A 25,109-nucleotide genomic window follows, 5' to 3' on the forward strand; every position below is an offset into this window, starting at 1 on the left:
ACGTCGGTGTCGTTCGACCTGTCGGTGTTCGAGATCTTCGCCCCGCTGTCGGTGGGTGGGACGGTGGTGCTGGCTCCGGACAACGTGCTGGACGTGATCGAGCACCCGGAGCGGTACCGGGACGTGACGCTGGTGAACACCGTGCCCTCGGCGGCGCGGGAGTTGCTGGCTGCTGATGCGGTGCCGCCGCTGGCGCGCACGATCAACCTGGCCGGTGAGCCTTTGTCGCCGGAGCTGGTGCGCGCGCTGTACGCGCACCCGGTCGTCGACGTGGTGAACAACCTGTACGGACCCAGCGAGGACACCACCTACTCCACCCACGCCGTCACCGATCCGGCGCACGACCGGACCCCGATCGGTGTGCCGGTGGACGGTACGAGCGCGTACGTGCTGGACGCGAGTCTGAGGCCGGTTCCGCTGGGTGTGGTGGGGGAGTTGTACCTGTCGGGTGCGGGGATCACGCGTGGTTATCACGCGCGACCGGGTCTGACGGCGGAGCGGTATCTGCCTGATCCGTTCGGTGGTGGGCGGATGTACCGCACGGGTGATCTGGTGCGGTGGCGCACGGACGGGATGCTGGACTACCTGGGTCGTGCCGACGACCAGGTCAAGATCCGCGGTCACCGCATCGAACTCGGTGAGATCGACACCGTTCTCCGGGCGCATCCCGACGTCGCCGACGCCGTGGTCGTGGCCCACCAGCACCCGTCCGGCACCGCTCAGCTCGTCGCCCACGTCGTCCCCGCCGCAGACGAGGTCGACCACACCACGCTGACCGAACACCTGCGAGCCGTGCTGCCCGCGCACTTCGTGCCGGCCGCGTACGTCACGCTGCCCGAACTGCCCCTGCTGCCCAACGGCAAGATCGACCGCGCGTCGTTGCCCGCGCCCGCTCAGGAATCCCGCCGCACCGGACGTCCCCCTCGGACGGACACGGAACGGTTCGTCGCGGACGTCTGGCGCGAGGTGCTCGGCGTGACCGACATCGGTGCCGACGACGACTTCTTCGACCTCGGCGGCCACTCGCTGCTCGCGACTCGCGTGATCAGCAGGCTCTCCGCCCACACGAACGTCGACCTTCCGCTGCGGTTGGTCTTCGACCACCCGACGGTCGCCGAGCTGGCCGCCCAGCTCCCCGACCGGTCACCGGCGGCCGCGCCGACCACCATCCCCCGCGTGTCCCGCGTCCTCGGACGGGTGAGCGACGCGTGACCAGCGGTCAGACCGCCAACTCCGGCCCCCTCCACAACACGGGAGAGATGTTATGACACAGGTGAAAGAGGTCTCTGCCGAGCCGGTGAAGCGCCCCGACGAGGCGCAGGAACCCGGTGCCCGGCCCGTGCAGTTCACCGCCGACCCGAGCCTGCCGGGATTCGCCGGCTTCCTGATCGGCTCGATCTCGCTGGCGCTCTACCTGGTGGACTACAGCGTCGCGGCCAACTCCCTCGTCGCCTCCCTGCCGATCATGGTCTTCAGCAGCAGCATTCTGCTGCTGATGGCCGCGAGGTGGTCGATGCGGCTCGGTGACGGGGTCTTCGCGGCGATCTACGGCCTGTTCGGCACCTTCTGGCTCAGCTTCGCCGTGCTCAGCGTGACCCTGAACAACAACCTGCTCGGCGAGTTCGAGAACATCGAGCAGCGGGCGGCCACCGCGAACTTCGTCGTCGTGTGGGCGATTGTGATCATTCTGCTGACGGTCACCACGCTGCACCTGCCCGCGGTGTTCACCCTGCTGTTCGTGATCGTCGACGTCACCCTGCTGTCCCTGTTCGGGTCGATCAACCAGGCGATCGAGCGAACGATCAACAACCCGACGCAGCCGGGCGACCCGTGGCTGATCTACGTGGGCATGGTCAGCATGTTGCTGTTCATCCTGGTCGGCATGTACATCTTCGCCAGCGCGATGAACGCCGCGACGGGGGGCAAACGCCTTCCGCTGGGCCGTCCGCTGCGCAAGCGGCGTTGAGTCGGGACGATCATGGTGGACTACCTGCCCAGGGTTGCGACCGTTCCCTTCCGCCTCGGTCGGCCGGAGGACCTTCCGCGCACGGCCGAGGGCCTCGCGGCTCACCGCGACCGGGCCCGGCTCGCCGTCGCCCGCATCGCCGACCCGCGCGCACGGACCGACCTGCACGCCCTGCTGGCCGCCGCTGTGGAGACCAGGACCGCGCTCGGCGAGCTTCCCGGCAGACGGATCCACGACGATCGCGCCGAGTCGGAGGCCAACCGCGACAACGACGTCGCGTTCGGCATCCACCGCGTCGAAGGCCCGCCGCTGCCGCTGCTGGTCGACGCGGCGATCGCCGCGCTGATCGGCGTGCTGGAACCGGCGGTCGTCCGCGGCAGCGGGCTCGACGAGCGGGCCTGGACCGATCTGGTGCGCGGCGTCGACCACCTGCTCGACTGGTGCGCCGATCCGTACGCGTCACCGAGGTCGCGTCCCGTGCCCGTGGCTGCCGAGCGCGGGACGCCCGCGACGGACGACGCCCTGCGCAACTGGGTCCGCGGTCACCACCTGTTCATGGTGCTGGCCCAGGGGTGCGCGATGGCGTGCGCGTGCCTGGTCGACCAGGCCGCACGCGACGACGCCGAGGGCGCCGCGGTGTCGGCAGGGGTCGCCACGGCGCTGATGTGGGCATCGAGGGGTGCGCTGCGGTACGCCGGCGACGCGGCGCAGCAGGAGTACAACGCCGAGATCCGTCCGACGCTGATGCCGCCGATCGCACCACCGAAGATGAGCGGCCTGCGCTGGCGCGACCACGAGGCGCTCGTGCGCGCCCTCTCGGGCTCCACCGCGGCCTGGGCCTGGCTGGCAGACCGGGACGAAGCACCACTCGTCGCGTTCCGCACCGCGCTGGGCGAGACCTACGACGCCCACCGCGGAGTGTGCGAGCACTTCGTCGGCGGCCGGTCGCCCAGCCTGCTGGCGAACGCCGATTCGTCGCGATCGGCGGTCGGCGTGCTGTCGCAGTTCCGCCGGATCCGCCTCGCTCACCTGCCGGAGACCCCGGCGACCGAAGTCCGCGGAGGAGATCGATGATCCACAGCCTGGTGCTCGACGACGAGATCCAGCAGTACGTGCACGACGTGTCCCTCCGGGAGGACGACCTCGCACGGGAACTGCGACTGATCACGCTGGAACTCTCCGAACACACGATGCTGGTCCCACCGGAGCAGGGGCAGCTGCTGGGTTTCCTCGTCGGGTTGCTGTCCGCCACCACCGTGGTCGAGGTCGGCGTGTTCACCGGCTACAGCACGCTGGCCATGGCCCGCGCACTACCCCCCGGTGGTCGTGTCATCGCCTGCGACGTCAGCGAGGAGTGGACCGACATCGGCCGTTCGTTCTGGGAGCGGGCAGGCGTCGCCGACCGCATCCAGCTCGAACTCCGTCCCGCTGTCGAGACCCTGGACGCACTTCTGGACAGCGGCGCCGCGGGCACCGTCGACCTCGCCTTCGTCGATGCCGACAAGGAGAGCTACTCCGTCTACTTCGAGCGGTGCCTGGAACTGCTCAGGCCCGGCGGACTGATGGTGCTGGACAACGTGCTCTGGTCCGGGAAGGTGGCGCGATCGGACGAGAGCGACCCGGAGACGGATTCGTTGCGAGCGCTGAACTCCGCTCTGCGCAACGACAAGAGGGTCGAACTGAGCACGCTGCCCGTCTTCGACGGGATCACGCTGGCGTACAAGCGCGCCGACCGCTGAACGAAAACCGCAACGCACACATGAGGAGAACCAAGGTCATGACGTCGACACTCGGTAGCAAAGGTGCCACGTCCACGCCGCAGGAGCTGGACATGTCCGGCCTGTCGTGGATCCTCTTCGGGCACGCGGCGTTCCAGTACCTCAACGCCGCCTGCGAGTTGGAGCTGTTCGAACTGCTGGCGAAGCACGGTTCGCTGACCAAGCGGGAGATCCAGGAGAAGCTCGAACTGGAGGACCGCGCGACGGACGTCCTGCTGCTGGGCACCACGGCACTGGGGCTCACCGTGCAGCGCGACGGCAACTACTCCGTGGCGGAGGTCATCGCCGACCTGCAGCGGGGCAGCGACTGGCAGCGCATCAAGGACACGGTCGCCTTCGAGCAGTACGTCGTCTACGAGGGTCAGCTCGACTTCACCGAGTCGCTGCGCACCAACTCGAACGTCGGCCTGCGCCGCGTGCGGGGCACCGGCCGCGACCTGTACCACCGCCTGAGCGAGAACCCCCAGCTCGAGTCGGTGTTCTACCGGTACATGCGGTCGTGGTCCGAGCTCGCCAACGTGCACCTGGTCGAGCAGCTCGACCTGTCCGGCTCGAAGAAGCTGCTCGACTGCGGCGGCGGCGACGCCGTGAACTCGATCGCGCTCGCGGAGGCCAACCCGCACCTGTCGGCCGCGGTCTTCGAGATCCCGGCGACCGAGGCCATCGCGCAGAAGAAGATCGCCGAAGCCGGGCTGTCCGACCGCGTCTCGGTGATCGCGGGCGACATGTTCGCCGACCCGTTCCCGAGCGGGTTCGACACCATCATGTTCGCCCACCAGCTGGTCATCTGGACGCTGGAGGAGAACACCTTCCTGCTGCGCAAGGCGTACGAGGCGCTTCCGGAGGGCGGGCGACTGGTCATCTTCAACTCCATGTCGAACGACGAGGGCGACGGTCCGGTGGTGGCCGCGCTCGACAGCGTCTACTTCGCCGCGCTGCCCGCCAAGGGCGGTATGATCTATTCGTGGCAGCAGCACGAGAACTGCCTCCGTGAAGCCGGTTTCCAGGAATTCCAGCGAGTGGCCTGCCCCGGGTGGACCCCCCACGGCATCCTCATCGCGACGAAGTAACCGGTACGAATGCCGCGCGGGCGGCACGACCACTTCGGTGGTCGTGCCGCCCGCGCGGCGTCGGAAGCTGTCCCCCGGCCTCTGATCAGGCGTTATCGACTGTTTCGCCCTCCGTCGAACCGCGTCGCAGCAGCAGTGTCACCGCGGCCGTGGCCAGCACGGTGACGGCCAAACAGACGACACTGATGACGAACAAGCCGTGAGTGAACGCCGCGCGGGCGACGTCGAAGGCGGCAGAGCCCAGGTGGCCGGGCAATCGGCTGGCCTCGTCCGCCGCAGAACCGATCGTGTCCAGAAATGCTGGCACCGAATTCTCCGGAAGTCCGTCGGGGAGGTTTCCGGAGACCTGGCCGTGGTAGACGGAGGTGCCGATGCTCCCGAGAACGGCGATACCCGTGCCGAGGCCGACCTCGTGAGTGGTCTCGGAAATCGCGGAAACGGCGCCCGCTTGTGCGGGTGGTGCGGACGAGATCATCATGTCGGTGCCGAGCGCGACGGTCGGAGCCACTCCGAAATTCAGCAGGCCCAGTGCCACCACTGCCACGACCACCCCGTTGTCGGAATTGATCTGGATCAGCACGCCGAAGCCGACGACGGCGATCACGAGTCCCGTGGTCATCACCGCCGCAGGACGCATCCGCTTGAGCAGCAGCGGTGCGAGCAGCGACCCCGCCACCCCTCCGACGCTCGCGGGCAACGAGCACAGGCCCGTGGCGAAGGGGGACAGCCCCACGACCATCTGCAAGTACTGCGCCACGAAGAGCTGCGATCCCGCCATCGTGAAGAGGGCGAGACCCATGGCGCCCAGCGGAACGGAGAAGGTGCGTTCGCGGAACAGCCGGAGGTCGATCAGCGGACTGTCGATCCGCCGCTGGCGGAGCACGAAGGCGACCCCCAGCGCGAGACCGAGCGCGAGTGCCGGCACGGCCAGCGGTCCGGTGTTCGCGCCTGCGAGCTTCTTGACGCCGTAGACCGAGGTCAGCAGGCCGACGATCAGCAGCGCGACGCTCGTGACGTCGATGCGGCCGGGCTCGGGGTTCCGGTACTCCGGCAGGAGCACGGGACCGAGGACCAGCAGCAGGACCATGGCGGGCACGCCGAGCAGGAACACCGAACCCCACCAGAAGTTCTCCAGCATCACGCCACCGACCAGCGGGCCGATGATCCCGCCCGCCAGGAAACAGGCGATCCAGACGCTGAACGCGACCGAGCGCTGCCGCGGATCGGTGAACATGTTCTGGATCAGCGACATCGACGACGGCATCAACGTCGCGCCGGCGACACCCAGCAGAACACGGCTGACGATCAGCATCTCGGCGCTGACCGAGAATGCGGTGAGAAGGGACGCGACACCGAATCCCGCAGCGCCGATCAGCAACAGGCGACGACGCCCGATCCGGTCACTCAGCGTGCCCGCGACGATCAGCAGGCTGGCGATCATGAAACTGTAGACGTCGACGATCCACAGCAGCTGCGTGCCGCTGGGATTGAGGCTGGCGCTCAACTGAGGAATTGCAAGATACAGCACCGTGCTGTCGAGCGTGATGAGCAGAGCTGGTAGTGCGAGTGCGCCGAGAGCGAACCACTCGCGCTTCCCCGCACGTTGCGCGAGCGGGGCGGAGGATTTGGTCGTCATGAGTTCGAGTCCCGCCGGGTCCCGGTGGACGGGATGTCGCGCGAGTGCCTCCTGAGACTTGACCCGTGCTGTGCGGTCATGTGATCATCCTTTGCGGTGTTCGTGTGGTCACGGTCTACGCCGAGTGCTGGGGGGTGCGGAGTCGGATGACTTCGGCCGTGGTGGAAAGTGATGTGCCAGATATACGTCGGAGCCGTGCGGCGGGACAACGTCCCAAGTGCGATGTGATACCGACGTAAGAGCGGCTGCCGTGAAGCCGCTGCCGGATTCATCTGTGCACTCGGACGCATTGGCCTCGTGCCAAGTCCGACGTCGTGGTACAAGCTCCTGCTGGACAGACGTCCTAACATCGGTAATGAGGAGTGACATATGGCTGACCTGAGCCGCCGGAGATTATTCACCCGTGCTGCGGCGGTCGGGGCCGGGGTGGTGTCGACGGGAGCACTCGTCGGAACCGCGCCCGCCGTCGCGGACCGGGGGACGCGCGGGGGGAGCCCGCCGCCGTTCAACCCCGTCACCGTGCAGCCGGGAGACACCCGCTACGAGAGCTTCCTGCGCGCGCACAACACGCGGTTCGCCGGACAGCCGGACCGGGTGACCATCGCGGGTTCTCCGAACGACGTCGCCGAAGCGCTCGGCAGGGCCGTCGGAGCGAACAGGCGGGTCGCCATCCGATCCGGTGGCCACTGCCTGGAGAACTTCACGACGACTCCCGACATCAAGGAGATCATCGAGCTCTCGCAGCTCAAGGACGTCTACTTCGACGAGGAGCGGAAGGCCTTCGCGTTCGAACCCGGCGCGATGGTGGCGTCGACGCAGGGGACGCTCTTCAAGGGCTGGGGTGTGCAGATCCCCTCGGCGGGCTGCTCGGAGGTGTGCCTCGGCGGGCACATCCTCGGTGGCGGCTACAACTTCTACTCGCGCATCCACGGGATCGCCGTCGACCACCTGTACGCCGTCGAGGTCGTCGTGGTGGGTGCGGACGGGCAGCCTCGCACCATCGTGGCGACGAGGGAGGCCAACGACCCCAACCGCGACCTGTGGTGGGCGCACACGGGTGGTGGCGGCGGGAACTTCGGTGTCGTCACGAAGTACTGGCTCCGCACGCCGGGAGTGGACTCCACCGATCCCAGCCGCCTGCTGCCCCGTGCCGACAACCAGCGGATCCGGACCATGGCGTGGCCGTGGGAGTCCATGTCGCAGCAGGACTTCACCACTCTGGTGCGCCAGTACTGCCAGTGGTTCGAGCGCAACAGCGCCCCCGGAGCGCAGGGGGTCCAGGTCTGGGCGTCGTTCTCCCTGTCGCACAAGTCGGCGGGGGTGATCTCCCTGATGGCGGGCGTCGGCAAGTCGGTCGAAGGCGGCGAGGCCCTGCTCGACGGCCTGTTCTCCGCCATGACCAGCGGCGTTCGCGTCCAGCCCTCGGCGGACTCCAAGTACGACCTGCCGTGGCTCGACCGGGACAACTGGTACTGGGGCGCACCCGGTCGTCAGAAGGACAAGACCGCGGACCTGCGGAAGAGCTACACCGACGAGCAGCTCGGGACGATCTACCGCCACCTGTCCGACGAGAACTTCTCCGACCCCGGCGCACAGGTGAACATCGCGGCCATCGGCGGGAAGATCAACTCCGTGCCGAAGAACGCGACGGCCTCGGTGCACCGGGACTCGATCCTGCGCGTCTACTTCACCCCCGGCGTCTGGCGGGACCCGGCGGCGGACGACACGTACATGTCGTGGGTGCGCAACCTCTACCGGGACATCTACCGCAACACCGGTGGCGTTCCCGTGCACAACGACATCAACGCGGGCGCGTACATCAACTACGCGGACAACGACCTCGCCGACCCGGCGTGGAACACCTCCGGCACGCCGTGGCACGCGCTGTACTACGGGGAGAACTACGCCCGCCTGCAGCAGGTCAAGAAGCGCTACGACCCGCGTTCGGTGTTCCGCCACGCTCTGTCCGTCAAGCCGGCCTGATGTGAAGCAGCGGTCGTGCGATAGCGCCCGCCGATCGGAAGACGAGTCGTAGGGACGTTCGAGGGGCCGCGGCCCCGACCTCACCGGTCGGGGCCGCGGCCCCTCGGCCGTCGTGGCCGAGCCAGGTGCCCGCGGTCGGCCAGCAGGTTGCCGGCCAGCGCGAACCGCACCAGCTCTTCCGGCTGGTAGGTGCGGAACCGGGTGTCCACCCACTCCTCGCCCGTCGAGGGGAGCCCCGGCACGACCGTGCCGTCGGGGGCGGAGTCGCCGGTGTGGTCGAACACCCCGCTGGTGTGCTGCAACAACATCCGCACCGTGATCCGCGGATCCAGCGCGAACCGCGGCAGGCGGCGGGCCACCGTGCTGTGCAGCCCGATCCTCCCCCGGCCACCAGTTGCAGCACCGCGGTCGCGACGAAGGTCTTGGTGTTGCTGCCGATCCGGAACCGCCCGTTCGTCGGCGGCGTCGCGGTCCCGCCCAGCTCGCGCACCCCGGCGCTGCCGACCCGCTCACCCCGCTGGTCCTGCACGCGCAACCGCATCCCGGCGAAACCGATGTCCACGAACGCCTGGACCGCCTCCTGCACTCCGGGCGGTTCCGTCCCGCAGCGGCGCCCGGCGCGGCCCCGCTGGCCGCACCGGGGGGCGACGACTCCCGCCAGCAGCGCGACCGCCAGCGCCGCGACCCCCGCTCGCCGCAGGGCCCGCGGCGTCCGCACCCTCTTCTGGAACCCTGCGACCGGCTGCGTGAGCCGAGCCGTCGAGGTGATGTCGTTCGTCATGCGGCCAGCCTCCAGCCCGCCCTCGGGGCGGGGTCGACCGCTGTCGCGCCGGTGTTCGCCCGGCCGCCGGATCGAGCTACAGCGCGAGCATCGCCGCGGCGACCTCGTCGGCGGCCGTGTCGGGGATCGCGGCAGCGGCCCGTTCGAGCACCAGCAGCCGGGCGCCGGGGATCTCGCGTGCGAGCGCCTCGCCGTTGCCGACCGGGAAGAACAGGTCGCGGCGACCGTGCACCACGAGCGTCGGGATCGCGAGTCCGGGCAGGCGCTCGCGCCAGCGCGGCGCGCAGTCGAGCCTGGAGAACACCATGCCCATCTGGTTGGCCGTTGCGACCGCCGGCCCGGTGCCCGGCGTGCGGTCGAAGACGCGCTCGGCGGTCGTGCGTGCCGCGGCCGGGTCGTCGCCGAGGACCTCCGCTCCGGCGGCGGCGAACTCCGCCACGGCGGCGCGGTCGGACCAGTCGGGCATCGGGAGCGCGAACAACCGCCCCATCGTCGCCGCGTCGTGGTCGGGCAGGTCGTCGTCGGCCGGGCCCGGAGCGACGGGCCGCGTCCCGGCGAGCGTGAGTGCGGAGAAGGCGTCCGGGTGGTCGAGCGCGGCGACCTGGGCGACCATCCCGCCGACGCCGATGCCCGCCAGGTGCGCCGGTCGGTCGTCGAGTCCGCGGGCGAGCGCGGCGGCGTCGGCGGCGAGATCGCGCAGCGTGTACGCCGGCGCCTCGGGGTCCAGGGTCGTCGACGCGCCGGAGTCGCGCAGGTCGTAGCGCACGACACGACGCCCGCCGCGCGCGAGCGCCGCGCAGAGCGCGTCGGGCCAGGAGAGCATGGTCGTGCCGCCCACCAGCAGCACCAGCGGCGCCGCCGCATCGCCGAACTGCTCGATCCCGAGCGTGACACCGTCGGGCGTGCGGAACGTCGAGCGCATCATCGGCCTCCAGAACGGTTTGCGTGCGAGCGGCACACGCTACGCGCGGCACGTCGGTCCGCTCGGGCGGCCGGTCGTCGCCGATCGAGACGCGTCCCGTTCCACACAACGGCGGATCACCGCCCCGGACCACACGTCCTCACGTGATCCCCGGCAGGTGGTGGCTCCGGCACGGACACGCGCCGGTGAAGTGCAGGGCACTGGAACAGCCCGGTCGCTCCAGCGGTGCGGCGGTGGTGCTCACCAAGCGCAGGCCGGTCGTGCGGGCAGCGGTCCGCGGGGCGAGCAGGACCGGGGTGTGACCGAGGACGAGGACGTGCCCCTCGGGGCGACCAGGCGTGCCAGCGCGGTGAAGAGCGGTCCCGCCGTCGCGCGGGGGACCACCTCGGCGTTGAGGAAGCGCACCACGAGCAGGTCGACGCTGCCCGGTGGAAGCGGCGGGTGGGCGGCGTCGGCGACCACGACGTTCGCCGAGCGCGCGGCGGCGCGGCGGACCGTCGCGGGGGACAGGTCCGCGCCGAGGCACCGGGCTCGCGGCACCGCGTCGGCCGGGGAGCTCAGGAACGTCCCCGTGGAGCACGCCGGGTCGAACACCAGCGGTGCAGGAGGAAGTGCTGGACGAGGCTCGTCGGGCAGCTCTCGTGCCGGACGAGGCCGCACCACGACGTGCCGCGACGGGGACGAGGCGCGTCAGGTGGAGACGCGCGAGCTCTCCAGGACGCGCATGAACGCGCGCGACCAGAGGGGGAGGTCCGGCCAGCCGCGGCAGGACACCATCGCTCCGTCGACCACGTCGGGCTCGTCCACGAACGTCGCGCCGGCCAGCTCGACGTCCGCCCTCAGCGGCGGGTAGGCGGCCGTGGTCCGGCCCCGCAGGAGCCCGAGGGCGGCGGGGACCTGCGGGCCGTGGCAGATCGTGCCGACCGGGAGCCCGTGGTCGAAGAAGTGGCGGACGACGCGATCCACGTCGGGGCTGGTGCGGATGTACTCCGGTGCCCGCCCGCCGGGGATCACCAGCCCGTCGTACTCCTCCGGGGCGACGTCGCCGAACGCGAGGTCCACGGGCAGCAGGTGGCCGGGTTTCTCGGTGTAGGCGTCACAACCGGGCTCGAAGTCGTGGACCACCAGCTTGACCGCGCGTGTGGTGGGAGCGGCCACGACCGCCTCGTGTCCGCCTTCGCGCAGACGGAAGATCGGATACATCGAGTCGAGTTCCTCGGCGGCGTCGGCCGTCAGGATCAGCACTCGGGCCATGCTCGCTCCTCAGTCCCGCTTCGATCGGCCGTGTCGGCGCTCTTGCGGCAGGCAGCACGAGATCGTCGAGCGGATGGTCGTCGAACCGGTCGGGCCGCTGACGAGCGTAGGACGCTCGGGTCGCCACCACAATCGGCCGGTCAGGTGCCCAGGTGATTCGCACGTGGATGGTGAGGACGGCGAGCTTCCCGTCTCGTCCGAACACGGGAGACGGGAGGGTCGGGACGCGGGCCGGTTGCGGACCGTGTTCCGCGACCGGCCCCCGCGGTCAGGAGACCGCGGCAGCGGCGTCCCCGACGTCGACGCCGAGCTGGGCCAGTTGCCCGAGCTGGTCGTACTGCACCCACTCCTCCAGGAGCCGACCGTCCTCGTGGTAGCGGAAGATGTTGATCAGGTCGTAGCTGAAGGGCTGTCCCGTCGGCTCCAGGGGGCCCAGCGCCGTGCCGTCGAACGTGCGCGCGAAGACACCCGCGAACCGCGTGCGTGACGAGAGGTGAGGACCGCCGTCGTCGATGATGGCCTGCCGTTCCACGCTGAAGTCGTCGAACGCTCGCCGCGCCGACGCGAAGTAGGCCCACAGCTGTTCGCGGTTCAGTTCGGCGCCCCCCGGGCCGTGGAAGCGGAAGTCCGGGTGGAAGAAGGCGTCGAGCGCCGCCGCGTTCTCCCGGGCGATGCCGTCCTGACCGACCCGGATGAGCGCGCGAGCACGTTCGGTGAGGCCGGGGTCGTCCACCCGCAGGTCGTCGTCGGTGCTGCTGCCGGTCGTGGCGCTCGCGCCCTCCCGACCCCGCTCGTCGTGCCCCGACCGGCTGGACGTGGCGCCCGCCGCGAGGGGGTCGACCGAGCCGCCGCAGGCGGAGATCGCCCCCAGTGCACCGGTCAGAGTAATGGCGAGCAGCGTTCGTCCTGGTCGAAGAACCATCGAGAAACCTCCAGCTGGCGGATGGTCCACACGCGGCGACACCTGGTTCGCGGTGCGTGCGGTCGGCTGTTGCCGTGGTGGGCCGTGACGGCACCACCACGACGATCGCCCACCGCAGGTATGCGCACAAGCGAGGACTGAGCACAGCAGATGTGCGTCGACCTCATACGTGCGGACGGAGTCGACCTCTTCGACGTGCTCATGGCACGTACCGCTCTCATGCGGACGAGACACAGCGGACTACTCTGCGCTCATGGCCGAGTTCACGCTGGTGGGTCTGCGAGTGATGGTGGAAGTGGCACGCACCGGCTCCTTCAGCGCAGCCGCGGAGTCGCTCGGCTACACGCAGTCGGCCGTCTCGCGGCAGGTGGCGGCGACCGAGAGAACGGCGTCCGTGCCGCTGTTCGAGCGGCACGCGCGCGGAGTCCGTCCCACGGCCGCGGGCGAGGCGCTGGTGCGCCACGCGGCCCGCGTCCTCGACGCCCTCTCCGCGGCCGGGCAGGAACTCGCGGGGATGCGCGACCAGCTCGCGGGCCGACTCGGGGTGGGTGGCTTCCCGACTGCCATGGCCGTCCTCGTGCCGCGCGCGGTCGCGCAGCTCCAGGTCGAGCATCCCGGCATCGACGTCCGGCTGACCGAGGCGCCCACCCCCGCTCTGCTCACAGCTGTCCGGCGAGGTCGTCTGCAGGTCGCGGTCGTGGCAGTCGGCGCGGGGCTGCCCGACTACGACCTCACCGACCTGGAACTGCACGTGCTGGTCGGCGGCCCCGGCGCGGGGGTGGCGGTGTGCGAGAGCAGTCCGTTGGCGAGCAGCGCCCGCTTGACCCCCGAGGATCTGCGGGAACAGACGTGGATCGCCGGGCCGCAGTCCACCGATCGTCCGGAGTTCGACGCGTGGCCGGGGCTGACCGCACCCCGCATCGCGCACCGGGCGAAGGACTGGCCGACCCGCCTCGGGCTCGTCGCCGCCGGGATCGGCATCGCACTCGTTCCGGGAATCGCCGCCGGTGCCGTCCCCCGTGGCGTGCGGTGGGTGCCCGTGACCAGGGAGGGAGAGCTGGGACGCCACCTCTGCGTGGCGACGCGAGGGCGGCCGACCCCCGCGGCGGAGGCGATGACCGGTGCGATCCGTCGTCAGCTGCCCCGGATCACCGAGCCGTGGGACCACGGCCGTCCGCGCGTCGAGTCGTCGTGAGGTCGTAGCGACCGCGAACCGGCCCGGCGGTTCGGGCCGAACCCGATGATGTCGATCGCGCGCAGGACGCGGTGGCGGCTTTCCTCGTTGACCGGTGTGACGGGTGACGCGGTGACTTCCCCGGGGACTCCGGTCAGCGGTCGAAGACGAGCAGCTTGCCGCGTCCGTGACGACCACGCGTCGCGGCACCTTCTGCCGCGCGACCGCGACGGCACGGGCGATCGGACGTTCATACTGTTCGAGGAGGGTGCCACCGCGGCACCGGCAGAACGAGACGTGCGGGGGAGACCGAGGTGACCGTGCTGCCCGACTCGGTGCGCGAACGGACCGCAGAACCCGAGGCGGCCGCGCGGCTGTTCAAGGCGCTGGGTGATCCGATCCGGGTGCGGCTGCTCACGCTGGTGCGCAACGCCAGGGCCGACGAGGTGTGCTTCTGCGACCTGGCGGAGGAGTTCGACATGCCGCAGTCCTCGCTCAGCCACCACCTCAAGATCCTGGTCAACGCGGGTGTGCTGCGGCGGGAGCGACGCGGCACGTGGAGCTGGTACAGCGCCGACCACGCCGTCCTGAGCGTGCTGGGACAGCTGCTGCGCCCCGGTGGGCCGCTGCGCGCCGACCTGGACGAGGAGGCCGACGGCGCGTCCGCCCGGTGCTGCGGCTGACCCGCTCCCGGTGCGGCCCGGTGGTGTCGCGCTGACGTGGGGGCCCGCCGGGCGGGTGTGCCGGAGAACCGGGCCGGACCGCGCCGTCGTATCAGTGAGCGGTGATGTATGTTCTGCATTGATGATGTTCGATGCAGAGGTTCTGCGGGTGCTGGCCGATCCGCTGCGCGCCCGGATCGTGGAGCTGCTGGCGGTCGAGGCGCTGTGCACCTGTCACCTGGTCGAGGAGACCGGTGCCCGGCAGAGCAACGTGTCCAACCACCTGCGGCTGCTGCGCGAGGCCGGGCTCGTGGACAGCGAGTCGCACGGACGTTTCACCTACTACCGGCTTCGACCCGATGTTCTGGACGGTCTCGCGCGCGGCATCGCCGCGGTGGCCGAGCAGGCGCGCACCACCACCGAGATCAGGAGACCGTGTTGAGCACGAGCACCACGAACGCGAGCGCGCCACCGGCCGAGACGCCGGTGTTGCGCCGGTTGTCGTTCCTGGACCGGTTCCTGCCGGTGTGGATCGGCGTGGCGATGCTGGCCGGACTGCTGCTGGGCCGCGTCGTGCCGGGGCTGCAGGGCGTGCTGGACGCGGTGAAGATCGGCGGGGTGTCGCTGCCGATCGCGCTGGGCCTGCTGCTGATGATGTACCCGGTGCTGGCGAAGGTCCGCTACGACGAACTGGGCACGGTGACCCGCGACCGGCGCACGATGGCGCTGTCGCTGGTGCTGAACTGGGTGCTGGGCCCGGCGCTGATGTTCGCGCTGGCCTGGATCTTCCTGGCCGACCTGCCCGAGTACCGCACGGGGCTGATCATCGTCGGCCTCGCCCGCTGCATCGCCATGGTCATCATCTGGAACGACCTGGCCTGCGGCGACCGCGAGGCCGCCGCCGTGCTCGTGGCGCTGAACTCCGTGTTCCAGGTCGTGATGTTCGGTGTGCTGGGCTGGTTCTACCTCGACCTGCTGCCCGGCTGGCTGGGCCTGGACACCGCCTCGATCGACTTCTCCCCCCGGGAGATCGCCCTGAGCGTGGTCGTCTTCCTCGGCGTGCCGCTGGCCGCCGGATACCTGTCGCGGAAGCTGGGGGAGCGGGCGCGCGGCCGGGAGTGGTACGAGTCGCGCTTCCTGCCGAAGATCGGCCCGGTCGCCCTGTACGGGCTGCTGTTCACCATCGTCGTCCTGTTCGCCCTGCAGGGCGAGACCATCACCTCCAAGCCGCTGGACGTCGTCCGCATCGCGCTGCCGCTGCTGGTCTACTTCGCGGTGATGTGGGCCGGGTCCTACGCCCTGGGCAAGGCCGCCGGGCTGTCCTACGAGCGCACCACGACACTGGCGTTCACCGCGGCGGGCAACAACTTCGAACTCGCCATCGCCGTGGCGATCGGCGTGTTCGGCGTGACCTCCGGGCAGGCCCTGGCCGGGGTGGTGGGCCCGCTGATCGAGGTGCCGGTGCTCGTCGGTCTGGTCTACGTCAGCCTGTGGCTGCGCCGCCGCTGGACCGCTCGCGTGGAGAGCTGACGTGCCCGCGGCGCGGGTGGTGGTCGTCGGCGGAGGCCAGGCCGGTCTGGCCGCCGGCTACCACCTGCGCCGCGCGGGTCTGGAGTTCGTCGTGCTCGACGCCCAGACCGGGCCAGGAGGGGCGTGGCGGCACGGCTGGGACTCGCTGCGCCTGTTCTCCCCGGCCCGTCACAGCTCGCTGCCCGGCTGGCCCATGCCCGCCGCTCCCGGCGGCGGCTACCCCGGCACGGCGCACGTGGTGGACTACCTGACGCGCTACGAGCAGCGCTACGACCTGCCCGTGCGGCGCGGGGTGCGCGTGCGGGCCGTGCGCCGCCACGGGTCCGGGTTCCGCGTCGAGACGGACTCCGGCGACTGGACCGCCGAGCACGTGATCAGCGCGACCGGCACGTGGTGGCGGCCCTTCCTGCCCGCCGTCCCCGGCCGCGCGCCGTTCACCGGACGTCAGCTGCACGCCGCCGACTACCGCGATCCGCGGGAGTTCCGCGGTCAGCGCGTGGTCGTGGTGGGCGGCGGCAACTCCGGCGCGCAGATCGCCGCGGACCTCGCCTCGACGACCCGGCTGACGTGGGTCACCCGCCGGCCACCGCGGTTCCTGCCCGACGACGTCGACGGCCGCGTCCTGTTCGACGTGGCCACCCGCCGCCGCGCCACGGCCGGTACCGCCGACGACGACGGCGGGATCGCCGCGCTGGGCGACGTCGTGGTGCTCCCGCCGGTCCGGGCGGCCCGCGACGCCGGCCTGCTCACCGCGCACCCGATGTTCCACCGCCTCGGCGAGCACGGCCCCGTCTGGGCGGACGGAACCGCGCAGCGGGCCGACGCGGTCATCTGGTGCACGGGGTTCCGTCCCGCGCTGGGCCACCTCGCCCCGCTGCGGCTGCGCGCGGGCGACGGCACCGTCCGCACGGCGGGGACCCGCGCGCTGGCCGAACCCCGCCTGCACCTGCTCGGCTACGGCGACTGGACGGGCCCCGCCTCCGCGACGCTGATCGGCGTCGGCCGGACCGCCAGGACGGCGGTGCGCGAGATCGCTGCCCACGCGGGTGCGGTCACCGGCGCGAACCGGTGACCGCACCCGCCGGGCACGCCGACGACCGCGGAGACGCCCTGCGCCGGGGCGAACCAGCCCCCGACCGCACCGGACGACCTCCCGGTGCCGGTGGTGACGCGTCCGACCAGGACGGGGAGCACGCCCCGGCCGGTGATCTCGGTCCGGCACAGCACCACCCGCGGCCGGTCCGGCAGGTTCACCGGTGTCAGCGGCGGCTCGACGGCGCCAGCAGTTCGATCTGCTCGACCGGCGCCGCGCAGCACCCGGACGTCGCCGCCGCGTCGTCGGCGGGGGCGTCGAACACGCCCGATCCGCCGCACACGCCGGTCTCGGGGAGCACCAGCTCCACGCGACCGGCGGCGTCGTGGTCGCCGTCGAGCTTCGCCACGACGCTGCGGACCTGTTCGTAACCGGTCATCGCCAGGAACGTCGGCGCGCGGCCGTAGCTCTTCATCCCCACCAGGAACACGCCGGGCTCGGGGTGGGCCAGCTCGGCCGCGCCGTGCGGGTAGACCGTGCCGCAGGAGTGCGCGTTCGGGTCGATCAGCGGAGCCAGCGCGGTCGGCGCCTGCAGCACCGGGTCCAGGTCAAGGCGGATCTCCGAGAGCCAGGAGTGGTCGGGGCGGAACCCGGTGAGCACCACGACCTCGTCCACGCCGTCGAGGCGCTGTCCGGCGTCGGAGACCAGGGTCAGCCCGCCCCGCTCGTCGCGCTCGACGGCCTCGGTGCGGAACCCGGTCAGGGTGCGCACCACCCCGGCCTGCGCGGCCTCGCGCGCTTTCAGGCCCAGCGCGCCGCGGGCGGGGAGCTCGTCGGACTCCCCGCCGCCGAAGACGTCGCCCACCGCCCCGCGCCGCAGCAGCCACGAGATCCGGGTGCCGGGCTCGGTCCGGGCGAGGTCGACCAGGGCGACCAGCGCGGTCAGGGCGGAGTGACCGCTGCCTGCGACCGCGACGTGCTTGCCCGCGTACCGCGAGCGCACCTCGCCGCCGGCCAGGTCGGGCACGCGGTAGGAGATCTGCGCGACTGCCGCGTTCTCGCCCAGCGCGGGCAGTCCGTCACCGCCCAGCGGGTTGGGCGAGCCCCACGTGCCGGAGGCGTCGACCAGCGCGCGTGCGGGAACGCGCTCCTCGCCGTCGGCGGTCCGGACGTGCACGGTCAGCGGCTCCTCCGCGCGGCCGGCGTCGACCACCCGGTCCCGGCCCCGCCGGGCCACGCCGGTCACCCGCGCGCCGACGCGGACGTGTTCGCCGAGGGCGGCGGCCAGCGGGCGCAGGTAGGACTCGACCCACTCCGCTCCGGTGGGGTAGCCGTCACCGGGACGCCGCCAGCCCGTGGGCTCCAGCAGGCGGGCCGCGGCGGGGGCGACGAGCTCGGGCCACGCGGAGAACAGCCGCACGTGGTTCCACCGCGACACCGTCGCACCCGCCGCGTCGCCGGCCTCCAGCACCAGTGGACGCAGGCCGCGTTCGAGCAGCTCCGCGGCCGCGGCGAGACCCACCGGTCCGGCACCCACGACGACGACGGGCAGTTCACTCATCGGGCATCTCCTCGTGTATCGACCTTCTTCGATCCAACACGGCAACAGTATCGATGCGGATCGATTGACACAAGCATCGATCCGTGTCGATGACGACTCCCGCGCGCCGACCACCGCCCCGTCGGCCGGAGACCTCTCCGATCCGTCGGCACGAGACGCGGCGCCGTGCGCCGACGTGGTGGTGGGCGAGTCGTCGCGGTGCGCGCGGCTCGCCGTCCTGTCCGCGCCGTCACCGCTGGGGTGGTGACGGCTGCTTCGAGGTGCCCGTGAGCAGATCCACCACCGCCGACGCCGTCCCGGCGGCCCCTAACCGGTGATCACCACGTCGCGGACGGGGGACGCCGCGCCCGTGCCGCTCACGCGGTGGTCCCGGTGGGCGCGATCTCCGCGACGAGTCCTTCGACCAGGCCCTTGATCTCGTCGCGGATCGGCCGGACCGCTTCGACGCCCCGGCCGGCGGGGTCCTGCAGCTTCCAGTCCAGGTAGCGCTTGCCGGGGAAGACCGGGCACGCGTCGCCGCAGCCCATGGTGATGCACACGTCGGACTCCCGCACCGCCTCGACGGTCAGGATCTTCGGGGTCTGCTCGGAGACGTCGATGCCGACCTCGCGCATGGCTTCGACCACGGCGGGGTTGATCTGATCGGCCGGGGCGGACCCCGCCGAGCGCACCTCCACGCGGTCACCGGCGAGGTGGCGCAGCCAGGCGGCTGCCATCTGCGAGCGTCCGGCGTTGTGCACGCACACGAACAGCACCGAGGGCCTGTTCGCGGCGTCGCCGACCGTGCCGGCGGTGTCCGCGGTGCTGGAGACGATGTCTGTCACGGGTGTTTCCTCCTGGTGAAGGTGACGGTGCTGGTCGTGGAGTGTCGAGACGCGCACCGGTGAGACCCCGGTGGGGGTGTCCACCGCCGGGGGGCGACGGTCGGACGGACGGCTCGGGCACCCGGAGAGGTCGCGGCCTCCAGCGGTTGCTGACCCGTGTCGACGGGGCTGCTGAGGTGCTCGTGCTGTCGTGAGCGGGTGGTCAGAGCGGGTGGACGGCGGGGGCCACGCGGTCGATCCGCTCGGCCAGCTCGCGGAAGGCGGCGTCGAAGGCGTCCTCGGTGCCCACCGCGGCGGGGTCGGCGACCGACCAGTGCAGGCGGTCCGCGGGGTCGAGTTCCTCGTGGGCGTTGTCGCACACCGCCACCACGAGGTCGTCCGGCTGCACGACCTGCTCCACGTGGTGGGGCAGGGCACCCTTCAGGGACAGACCGTGGGCGGCGGCGGTGGCGACGGCCAGCGGGTGCACGGTGTCGGCGGGCCGGGTGCCCGCCGACGCGGTGGGCACCGCGCTGCGTTCGGCCCACAGCGCGGCGGCGAGCTGCGAGCGGGCGGAGTTGCGGCTGCACACGAAGACGACCCGCCGCGCCCGCCGGACGTCCGACGAGGCGAGGCCGGGCGGCGCGGAGGTGCGCAGCCTCAGGTAGGTGCGCCGGGCGTCACCCTCCGAGCGCGACCGCTGCACCAGTCCGCTCTGCTCCAGCAGCTTCACGTGGTGCGCCAGCAGGTTGCTCGGCAGACCGAGCTCTCCGCCGATCTCGCCGGGCGACGCGTCGCCCAGCAGCAACCGGTCCACGATGGCCAGCCGCGCCGGTTCGCCCAGCGCGGCGTGCACCCGCGCTCTCGCCACCAGCTCCGGAGACCAGTCAGTGTTCATTGAGGCAATGATGGTTGAGTTTCTTCGCCCGGTCAAGACGGGCTGGTGGTGGTGAAGGTGAACACCGCCGCCGGACCGTCGGCCGCTCGCGCGCTCGGCGACGGGTGCGGGTGCGGCCACTGCGGTCCCACCGCTCGTGGCCCGCTGCCGGAGCGGGCCGTCGCGCGGTTGCGTCCACCGGGACCGCTGGGCCGTGCGGAGCACCGCCGATCGTGCTCCGCACGGCACTCGCCGGGGCGCAGAAGTCGGTCGCGCGGTCCGACGCGCGCTTCTGCCCGTGGCGGACGACCGCGTACCTCCTGGCAGTGGCGGCGCGGGCGTGCCGACCGGCGGCCTCGCCCGCGCCGGTGCCCCCCGTCGTGCTCGTCAGACGCTCGTGTAGCCGCCGTCGATGAACCACTCGGCACCGTTGACGTAGGTGGCGGTGTCCGAGGCCAGGAGCAGAGCCGCCGACGCGACCTCGTCGGGGTCGCCGAGCCGACCCGCCGGCAGTGTGGTCTCGAACATCGTGACGAAGTCGTCCTGCTGGTCCTCGGAGACGACGCCGAGCAGGCCGGGGGTCCGGATCGGCCCAGGGCTCAGCACGTTGACCCGGAAGCCGTTCTCCCGCGCGTTGAGCGTCCAGCTGCGGGCGAAGTTGCGCAGCGCCGCCTTGGTCGCGCCGTAGACCTCCATGCCCCGGTCGGGCCGCGTGGACGTGCTCGACCCGATGAGGATCACCGAAGCCCCCCGGGACAGGAGGGGCATCGCCTTCTGCACCCCGAACACCGCGCCCTTCACGTTCGTGGCGAACATGCTGTCGAACTGCTCCTCGGTGATGTCCCCGAGAACGGCCGGCACGGCGCCGCCCGCGTTGGCCACCAGGACGTCGATCCGCCCGGACCGCTGCGCGACGACCTCGTAGAGCGCGTCGAGCTCGGCCAGGTTCCCCACGTCGCACCGCACCGCGACGGCCCGCGGCCCGAGCTCCGCGGCCGCCGCGTCGATCTGGGCCTGCCGGCGGCCGGTGACGAAGACCTGCGCCCCCTCGGCGACGAACCGCCGGGCGATGGCCAGCCCGATCCCGCTCGTCCCACCGGTCACCACGGCCACCTTGTCGTCCAGAAGTCCACTCATCGCCTGACCGCTCGCTCTCGTCGACACCCTTTATGGAATGAATCGTCCACAACGTAGGGGTTTATGGACGGCATAGTCAAGAACGCTTAGACTGCGGGAGTGGTGAGGCCGAGGAAGTTCGACGAGGAGAGCGTGCTGAACGCGGCACGCGACCAGTTCTGGGCGACGGGCTTCGCCGGCACCAGCATGGATGCGATCGCGGCGGCCACCGGTCTGGGCAAGGGCAGCCTGTACGGGGCGTTCGGCGGCAAGCGCGAGCTCTTCCGCCGGGTGTTCGACGACCACTGCGACGCGGCGATCTGCTCGGTGGACCGCCAGTTGGGCGGTGACGACGAGCAGGCGTTCGCGCGGCTCACCGCCTACCTGCTGGCTCACGCGACCGCCTGTGCCGAGCCCAGCCGTCGCGGCTGTCTGCTGGCCAAGGGCACGGCAGAGCTGGCCGAGCACGACGAGGTGGTCTCGGCTCGCTCGCTGAAGACCTTCGAGGCCGTTCAGCGGGCCATCACCGCCGAGCTCGAGGCCTGCCAGCGCAACGGCGACATCGACCCCGCCGCCGATGCGCGGCAACTCGCCGGCCTGCTGCTGACCGTTCACCGCGGCCTGGAGGCCCTCGGCAAGGCCGGGGTCGACGAGCGCACCCTGCGGAGCAGCGCGGAGGCGGCCCTGGCCGGCCTTCCGCGTCCACCCCGGTAGCGCCACGACGACCCCCGGATCGTGGACCAGTCGGGTGCCTCGCCGGGCCGTCGAGCTTCCTGCTGGGACGGCGATCGGGGCGGGGGAGCGGCCCCGAGCCGCCTGTTCCGCACCGCCCCCGGGTGACGTTCCCGCAGTGGCGCACCGCTGGGGCCGGTCGTCGGCCAGCGCTGTCGTCGACGCCTTCCGCCGCGGCGGCGGCCGATCCGCCGCAAGCTCCCACCGGCGCGCACGGCTGTCGCACGGCGAGGCGTCGAGGTCCCCGCAGCACCCGCCCCCGGTGAAGCCCGCGGTCTCGAACTACGCGCGCATCTCGCTCCGGATCGTCGTGGCGCTCCGGGTCACCGGGGTGTCGGCCTCCGGTCGGCCCGTTCGGCACGCCGGACCAGACCGACCGCCAGGATCACCACCAGGACGAAGACGGCGGTTCCGGTCCACACCGTCCACGGTTGCACCGACACGGGCGCGCTGTGGTGCGCACCGGGCGTGCGCCCACCGCCGCGACCGCTGACCACCACGGCGACCAGCGCCCCCGTCGTGGCGAGGACCGCGACGAGCGCCCCGATCCTCCTGCCCGTCGCCAGCGCGCCCCGCGTCCGCCCGATCCGCTCACCGGGACGTGCCGGAGCGAGCAGCCGCGCCAGCAGCAGCACCGCCACCGGCACCTGCAACAGCCACAGGGTGGTGCGGGGCCAGCCGTCGAACCACACGTTCGTGCCGTACAGCAGGGTGTGCCAGACGCTGAGCACGTACACGACGATCACGAACCGGTGCAGCGCCCGCCACGTCCTGGCGCCGGTGCGGGCACGCAGGTAGTAGGCCAGCCCGAGCGGGACGGCCAGGTAGAACGCCAGCAGGCCGAGCAGGACCGCGACCCGGCCGGTGCCGGACGGGTACCCGCCGGGGACGAACACCTCGACGAACGCGCCGCCGACCCTGCCCGCCCAGTCCGAACCGTGCTCGTCGGCCCGCACCAGATCGGCGAAGAACCAGAACGCGTGGCCGAACATCAACCCGATCGTCGTCAGGCTCGTGGCGCGGTGCCACCGCTCGACCGCGACGGGCGAGACGCCCGGCCACCTCGGCCGGGCGCTGGACCGCACGAGCCCCAGCATCGTCGTCAACCACGCCCACAGCAGCGCCGTCCACCCGAACGCCTGGCACAGCCAGTACATCAGGTAGGTGTTCGCGTCGGCGAGGTACGGCATCACCGCGAGGGTCGCCGACGTCCCCGACCGCACCCGCGCGTACAGCCACGCGAAGATCGCGATGGTGATCGTCAAGGCGGCCGCGGCGTCGAACACGGCCGTTCTCAGATCCGTTCGCAACCCCGGTCGGCGCCGACCGCCGTCCACCGCCGCCTCCGCAGAGACCACCACGTCACCACCTCTGCAACGGGGACGACGCGTCCGCGCGTCCTCCTCGTCAGATCCAGTCGGGGACGGGTCGCCGGAAGTTCCCGCCAGCGTGCTGTTGACACGCACCGATCGCCCGGCCGGTCCGAGGCGCGGTTCCCCCGGCACCCCGGCGCCAGCGGTGCTCGCCGCGTCCCGCGCCCTGGCCGGGAAGCCCGTGCCGCCGGGGGCGGCGACGGACACGGGCTCCTGGAACGCGAACTAGCGCCACGCGGCGGCGGTGTCCCGCGCGTAGTCGCGCAACGAGCGCGGGGCCCGGCCGAGCAGCCTGGCCGTGTTCTCGACGTCCGCGGGGTCGGTCGGGATCGGCGTCGAGCCGAGCAGTTCGAAGCTCGAGATCCAGTCCTGGAGCTTGCGACCCGGCAGCCGGAGCGCGAACGTCCTGCGCCACTCGGGGTCGTCTCCGGTGTACCGCACCGGCCGTCCGAGCGCTTCGGACCAGATGCGGGCGCTGTCCTCGCCGCTGAGCGACTCCGGGCCCACGAGCTGGTAGGAGCCAGCGGCGAAGCCGGGGTCGGTGAGCGCGTTCACGACCACCACCGCCACGTCGCGCAGGTCGATCCGGTTGACCCCGTCGCGATGCATCGGGGTCGGGAACCGGCCGGCGAGGACGTCCTCGCGGAACACCTCGTCGTTCTGGTCGAAGTTGGTGATGCTGATCATCACCGGTCGCGTGTCCGTGCTCGCCAGGAACGCCGCCAGCCGCAGCTTGGAGGTGTAGGCGGGAAGCGCCTCCTCCATCGCCGCGCGCTGCTCCTGGTCCTCGACGTGGAAGCCGCCGAACACCAGCCGCACACCCGCGCGCTGGGCCTCCTCGCCGAAGATCCGTGCGATCTCGACCTCGTTCTCCTCGTGCGGGGAGACGTAGAACGCGGCCTCCACGCCCTGCAACGCCGCCCGCACCGCGTCGCGGTCGGCCAGGTCGCCCTGCACGAGTTCGACCGTGCCGGGCAGGGTGCTCGCCTTCTTCTCGTCGCGCACCAGGGCGCGCACGTCGACACCCCGGCGCACCGCCTCGGCCAGCACCAGGCCCCCGACGGTGCCGGTCCCGCCGATGATCAACGTCTTCGTCATGCTCGCTCCACTCCATTGACTATCAGTCAGTGACTACGGGTCAATTAGTAGCGCGCTCGTTGACTCGAAGTCAACAACTGGTAGCGTGAGCGCCGTGCCACCACCCGCTCAGACCCGTCGTCGGACGAGCGCCGCCGCCACGCGCGAGAAGGTGCTCGCGGCGGCACGCGAGCTGTTCGTGACGGCGAAGTACGACGACGTGAAGGCCGCGGACATCGCCAACGCGGCCGGAGTGGCGCACGGACTGGTGTTCCACCACTTCGGCAGCAAGCAGGGCCTCTACCAGGAGGTGCTGTGCCAGATCGGCAGCGAGGTGCTGGACCTCCACGTGAGCGATCCGGACGTCCCGCTGGGCAGGCGCATCCGGCAGTCCCACGCGGCGCACCTGGCGTACCTGGTCGAGCACCGCGACCTCGCGATGAACCTGGTGCTGCGCACGCCGGGCGCGGAAGCCGAGCCGTACGACGACATCCGCGACCGAGGGCACCGCGCGCTCGCCGCGAACCTGGGACTGGACTTCGACTCGCCCGCGGTGCGGCTGGCGGTGCGGCTCTACACGACGGCGGCGGACCAGCTCGCCAGGGACCACCTCGCGGAGGACCACGCGCTCGGCGAGGACGTGATCGTCGAGATGCTGATGTCCGTGCTGGCTGGTGCGCTGCGCGCCGCGCGGGTCGCCGACCCCGGCCTGCGCGTCGAGTCGGTGCTGCAGGAGCTGGAATCCCGGTAGCGACGTTCGGGGGCGTCGCCCCCGGGGCCACCAGCGGTCCGCACACGGAAGTCGAGCCCGTCGCGCGAGTCGTCACCGACGAGCGACCAGCAACTCGTCCTTCCCGTG

Annotated in this window: 24 protein-coding genes and 1 pseudogene; 13 read left to right on the top strand and 12 right to left on the bottom strand. The window is 71.6% G+C overall.

What is annotated here, in order from left to right; translation table 11 throughout:
• From IMZ35_RS28690 to IMZ35_RS28710, 5 genes are all read left to right on the top strand, one after another.
• Window positions 1-1,212, top strand: a 1,212-nt coding sequence (locus IMZ35_RS28690) for a non-ribosomal peptide synthetase (RefSeq protein WP_199444344.1), incomplete at its 5' end; no start/stop codon positions are given.
• 61 nt (window positions 1,213-1,273) lie between these two features.
• On the top strand, window positions 1,274-1,966 hold the full coding sequence (locus IMZ35_RS28695) for a GPR1/FUN34/YaaH family transporter (RefSeq protein WP_199444345.1): 693 nt from the start codon (window positions 1,274-1,276) through the stop codon (window positions 1,964-1,966).
• Between the two features lie 12 nt (window positions 1,967-1,978).
• Window positions 1,979-3,040, top strand: coding sequence for a 3-methyl-L-tyrosine peroxygenase-related protein (locus IMZ35_RS28700; RefSeq protein WP_199444346.1), 1,062 nt, complete (start codon window positions 1,979-1,981; stop codon window positions 3,038-3,040).
• Entirely contained in the window at window positions 3,037-3,705 is a 669-nt protein-coding gene (locus tag IMZ35_RS28705) for an O-methyltransferase (protein WP_199444347.1), read from the top strand. The genes IMZ35_RS28700 and IMZ35_RS28705 overlap by 4 nt, the downstream gene beginning before the upstream one ends.
• 38 nt (window positions 3,706-3,743) lie before the next feature.
• A complete protein-coding gene (locus tag IMZ35_RS28710; protein WP_307868970.1) occupies window positions 3,744-4,814 on the top strand; it encodes a methyltransferase in 1,071 nt (356 codons plus the stop codon).
• 85 nt (window positions 4,815-4,899) lie between these two features.
• On the opposite strand, the gene IMZ35_RS28715 is transcribed toward IMZ35_RS28710, so the two are convergent.
• Window positions 4,900-6,450, bottom strand: a complete 1,551-nt coding sequence (locus IMZ35_RS28715; protein ID WP_199444348.1) for an MFS transporter — start codon at window positions 6,448-6,450, stop codon at window positions 4,900-4,902.
• Window positions 6,451-6,819: 369 nt separating this feature from the next.
• On the opposite strand from IMZ35_RS28715, the gene IMZ35_RS28720 reads away from it, so the two are divergent.
• Entirely contained in the window at window positions 6,820-8,433 is a 1,614-nt protein-coding gene (locus IMZ35_RS28720; RefSeq protein WP_199444349.1) for an FAD-binding oxidoreductase, read from the top strand.
• Window positions 8,434-8,585: 152 nt separating this feature from the next.
• Here the strand turns inward: IMZ35_RS28720 and IMZ35_RS28725 are convergent.
• The 5 genes and pseudogenes from IMZ35_RS28725 to IMZ35_RS28745 all read right to left on the bottom strand — a co-directional run.
• Window positions 8,586-9,214 (bottom strand): annotated as a pseudogene (locus IMZ35_RS28725) (serine hydrolase domain-containing protein); the annotation flags it as partial.
• Window positions 9,215-9,290: 76 nt separating this feature from the next.
• Entirely contained in the window at window positions 9,291-10,139 is an 849-nt protein-coding gene (locus IMZ35_RS28730; RefSeq protein ID WP_229373587.1) for an alpha/beta fold hydrolase, read from the bottom strand.
• Window positions 10,140-10,376: 237 nt separating this feature from the next.
• The gene (locus IMZ35_RS28735; RefSeq protein ID WP_199444350.1) at window positions 10,377-10,730 is read right to left on the bottom strand and encodes a class I SAM-dependent methyltransferase; all 354 of its coding nucleotides are present in this window, start codon (window positions 10,728-10,730) and stop codon (window positions 10,377-10,379) included.
• Window positions 10,731-10,826: 96 nt separating this feature from the next.
• Complete coding sequence (locus tag IMZ35_RS28740; RefSeq protein ID WP_199444351.1) at window positions 10,827-11,390, bottom strand: DJ-1/PfpI family protein; 564 nt, start codon at window positions 11,388-11,390, stop codon at window positions 10,827-10,829.
• Between the two features lie 268 nt (window positions 11,391-11,658).
• The gene (locus IMZ35_RS28745; RefSeq protein WP_199444352.1) at window positions 11,659-12,312 is read right to left on the bottom strand and encodes an ester cyclase; all 654 of its coding nucleotides are present in this window, start codon (window positions 12,310-12,312) and stop codon (window positions 11,659-11,661) included.
• 253 nt (window positions 12,313-12,565) lie between these two features.
• Here IMZ35_RS28745 and IMZ35_RS28750 point away from each other — a divergent pair, with 253 nt between their 5' ends.
• The 5 genes from IMZ35_RS28750 (at window position 12,566) to IMZ35_RS28770 (ending at window position 16,750) form a co-directional block, all read left to right on the top strand.
• Window positions 12,566-13,507 carry a LysR family transcriptional regulator gene (locus IMZ35_RS28750; RefSeq protein WP_199444353.1) on the top strand — a complete coding sequence of 314 codons (942 nt, stop codon included), beginning with the start codon at window positions 12,566-12,568 and terminating at the stop codon, window positions 13,505-13,507.
• A gap of 293 nt (window positions 13,508-13,800) precedes the next feature.
• On the top strand, window positions 13,801-14,169 hold the full coding sequence (locus IMZ35_RS28755) for an ArsR/SmtB family transcription factor (protein ID WP_199444354.1): 369 nt from the start codon (window positions 13,801-13,803) through the stop codon (window positions 14,167-14,169).
• Window positions 14,170-14,290: 121 nt separating this feature from the next.
• Window positions 14,291-14,590, top strand: coding sequence for an ArsR/SmtB family transcription factor (locus IMZ35_RS28760; protein WP_199444355.1), 300 nt, complete (start codon window positions 14,291-14,293; stop codon window positions 14,588-14,590).
• Window positions 14,587-15,678 (top strand): ACR3 family arsenite efflux transporter, encoded by a 1,092-nt coding sequence (gene arsB, locus IMZ35_RS28765; protein ID WP_307868974.1) that lies wholly within the window; start codon window positions 14,587-14,589, stop codon window positions 15,676-15,678. The genes IMZ35_RS28760 and arsB overlap by 4 nt, the downstream gene beginning before the upstream one ends.
• A gap of 1 nt (window position 15,679) precedes the next feature.
• Window positions 15,680-16,750 carry an ArsO family NAD(P)H-dependent flavin-containing monooxygenase gene (locus tag IMZ35_RS28770; protein ID WP_199444356.1) on the top strand — a complete coding sequence of 357 codons (1,071 nt, stop codon included), beginning with the start codon at window positions 15,680-15,682 and terminating at the stop codon, window positions 16,748-16,750.
• A gap of 187 nt (window positions 16,751-16,937) precedes the next feature.
• Here IMZ35_RS28770 and IMZ35_RS28775 read toward each other — a convergent pair whose 3' ends face one another.
• From IMZ35_RS28775 to IMZ35_RS28790, 4 genes are all read right to left on the bottom strand, one after another.
• Window positions 16,938-18,272 (bottom strand): FAD-dependent oxidoreductase, encoded by a 1,335-nt coding sequence (locus IMZ35_RS28775; protein WP_199444357.1) that lies wholly within the window; start codon window positions 18,270-18,272, stop codon window positions 16,938-16,940.
• Between the two features lie 356 nt (window positions 18,273-18,628).
• A complete protein-coding gene (locus tag IMZ35_RS28780; protein WP_307868982.1) occupies window positions 18,629-19,087 on the bottom strand; it encodes an arsenate reductase ArsC in 459 nt (152 codons plus the stop codon).
• A 211-nt stretch (window positions 19,088-19,298) separates the two neighbouring features.
• On the bottom strand, window positions 19,299-19,973 hold the full coding sequence (locus tag IMZ35_RS28785; RefSeq protein WP_199444358.1) for an arsenate reductase/protein-tyrosine-phosphatase family protein: 675 nt from the start codon (window positions 19,971-19,973) through the stop codon (window positions 19,299-19,301).
• 366 nt (window positions 19,974-20,339) lie between these two features.
• Window positions 20,340-21,089, bottom strand: a complete 750-nt coding sequence (locus tag IMZ35_RS28790) for an SDR family NAD(P)-dependent oxidoreductase (RefSeq protein WP_199444359.1) — start codon at window positions 21,087-21,089, stop codon at window positions 20,340-20,342.
• A gap of 99 nt (window positions 21,090-21,188) precedes the next feature.
• Between IMZ35_RS28790 and IMZ35_RS28795 the strand changes: the two genes are divergently transcribed.
• On the top strand, window positions 21,189-21,782 hold the full coding sequence (locus tag IMZ35_RS28795; protein WP_199444360.1) for a TetR/AcrR family transcriptional regulator: 594 nt from the start codon (window positions 21,189-21,191) through the stop codon (window positions 21,780-21,782).
• A gap of 341 nt (window positions 21,783-22,123) precedes the next feature.
• On the opposite strand, the gene IMZ35_RS28800 is transcribed toward IMZ35_RS28795, so the two are convergent.
• A complete protein-coding gene (locus IMZ35_RS28800; RefSeq protein WP_307868975.1) occupies window positions 22,124-23,161 on the bottom strand; it encodes a ferric reductase-like transmembrane domain-containing protein in 1,038 nt (345 codons plus the stop codon).
• A 237-nt stretch (window positions 23,162-23,398) separates the two neighbouring features.
• Window positions 23,399-24,271: an SDR family oxidoreductase gene (locus tag IMZ35_RS28805; protein ID WP_199444361.1), complete on the bottom strand. Its 873-nt coding sequence runs from the start codon at window positions 24,269-24,271 to the stop codon at window positions 23,399-23,401.
• A gap of 94 nt (window positions 24,272-24,365) precedes the next feature.
• Between IMZ35_RS28805 and IMZ35_RS28810 the strand changes: the two genes are divergently transcribed.
• Entirely contained in the window at window positions 24,366-25,001 is a 636-nt protein-coding gene (locus IMZ35_RS28810) for a TetR/AcrR family transcriptional regulator (RefSeq protein ID WP_199444362.1), read from the top strand.
• The last annotated feature ends 108 nt before the right edge of the window (window positions 25,002-25,109 follow it).

The organism is Umezawaea beigongshangensis (assembly GCF_016464305.1).
GTDB classification, from domain to species: Bacteria; Actinomycetota; Actinomycetes; order Mycobacteriales; family Pseudonocardiaceae; genus Umezawaea_A; species Umezawaea_A beigongshangensis.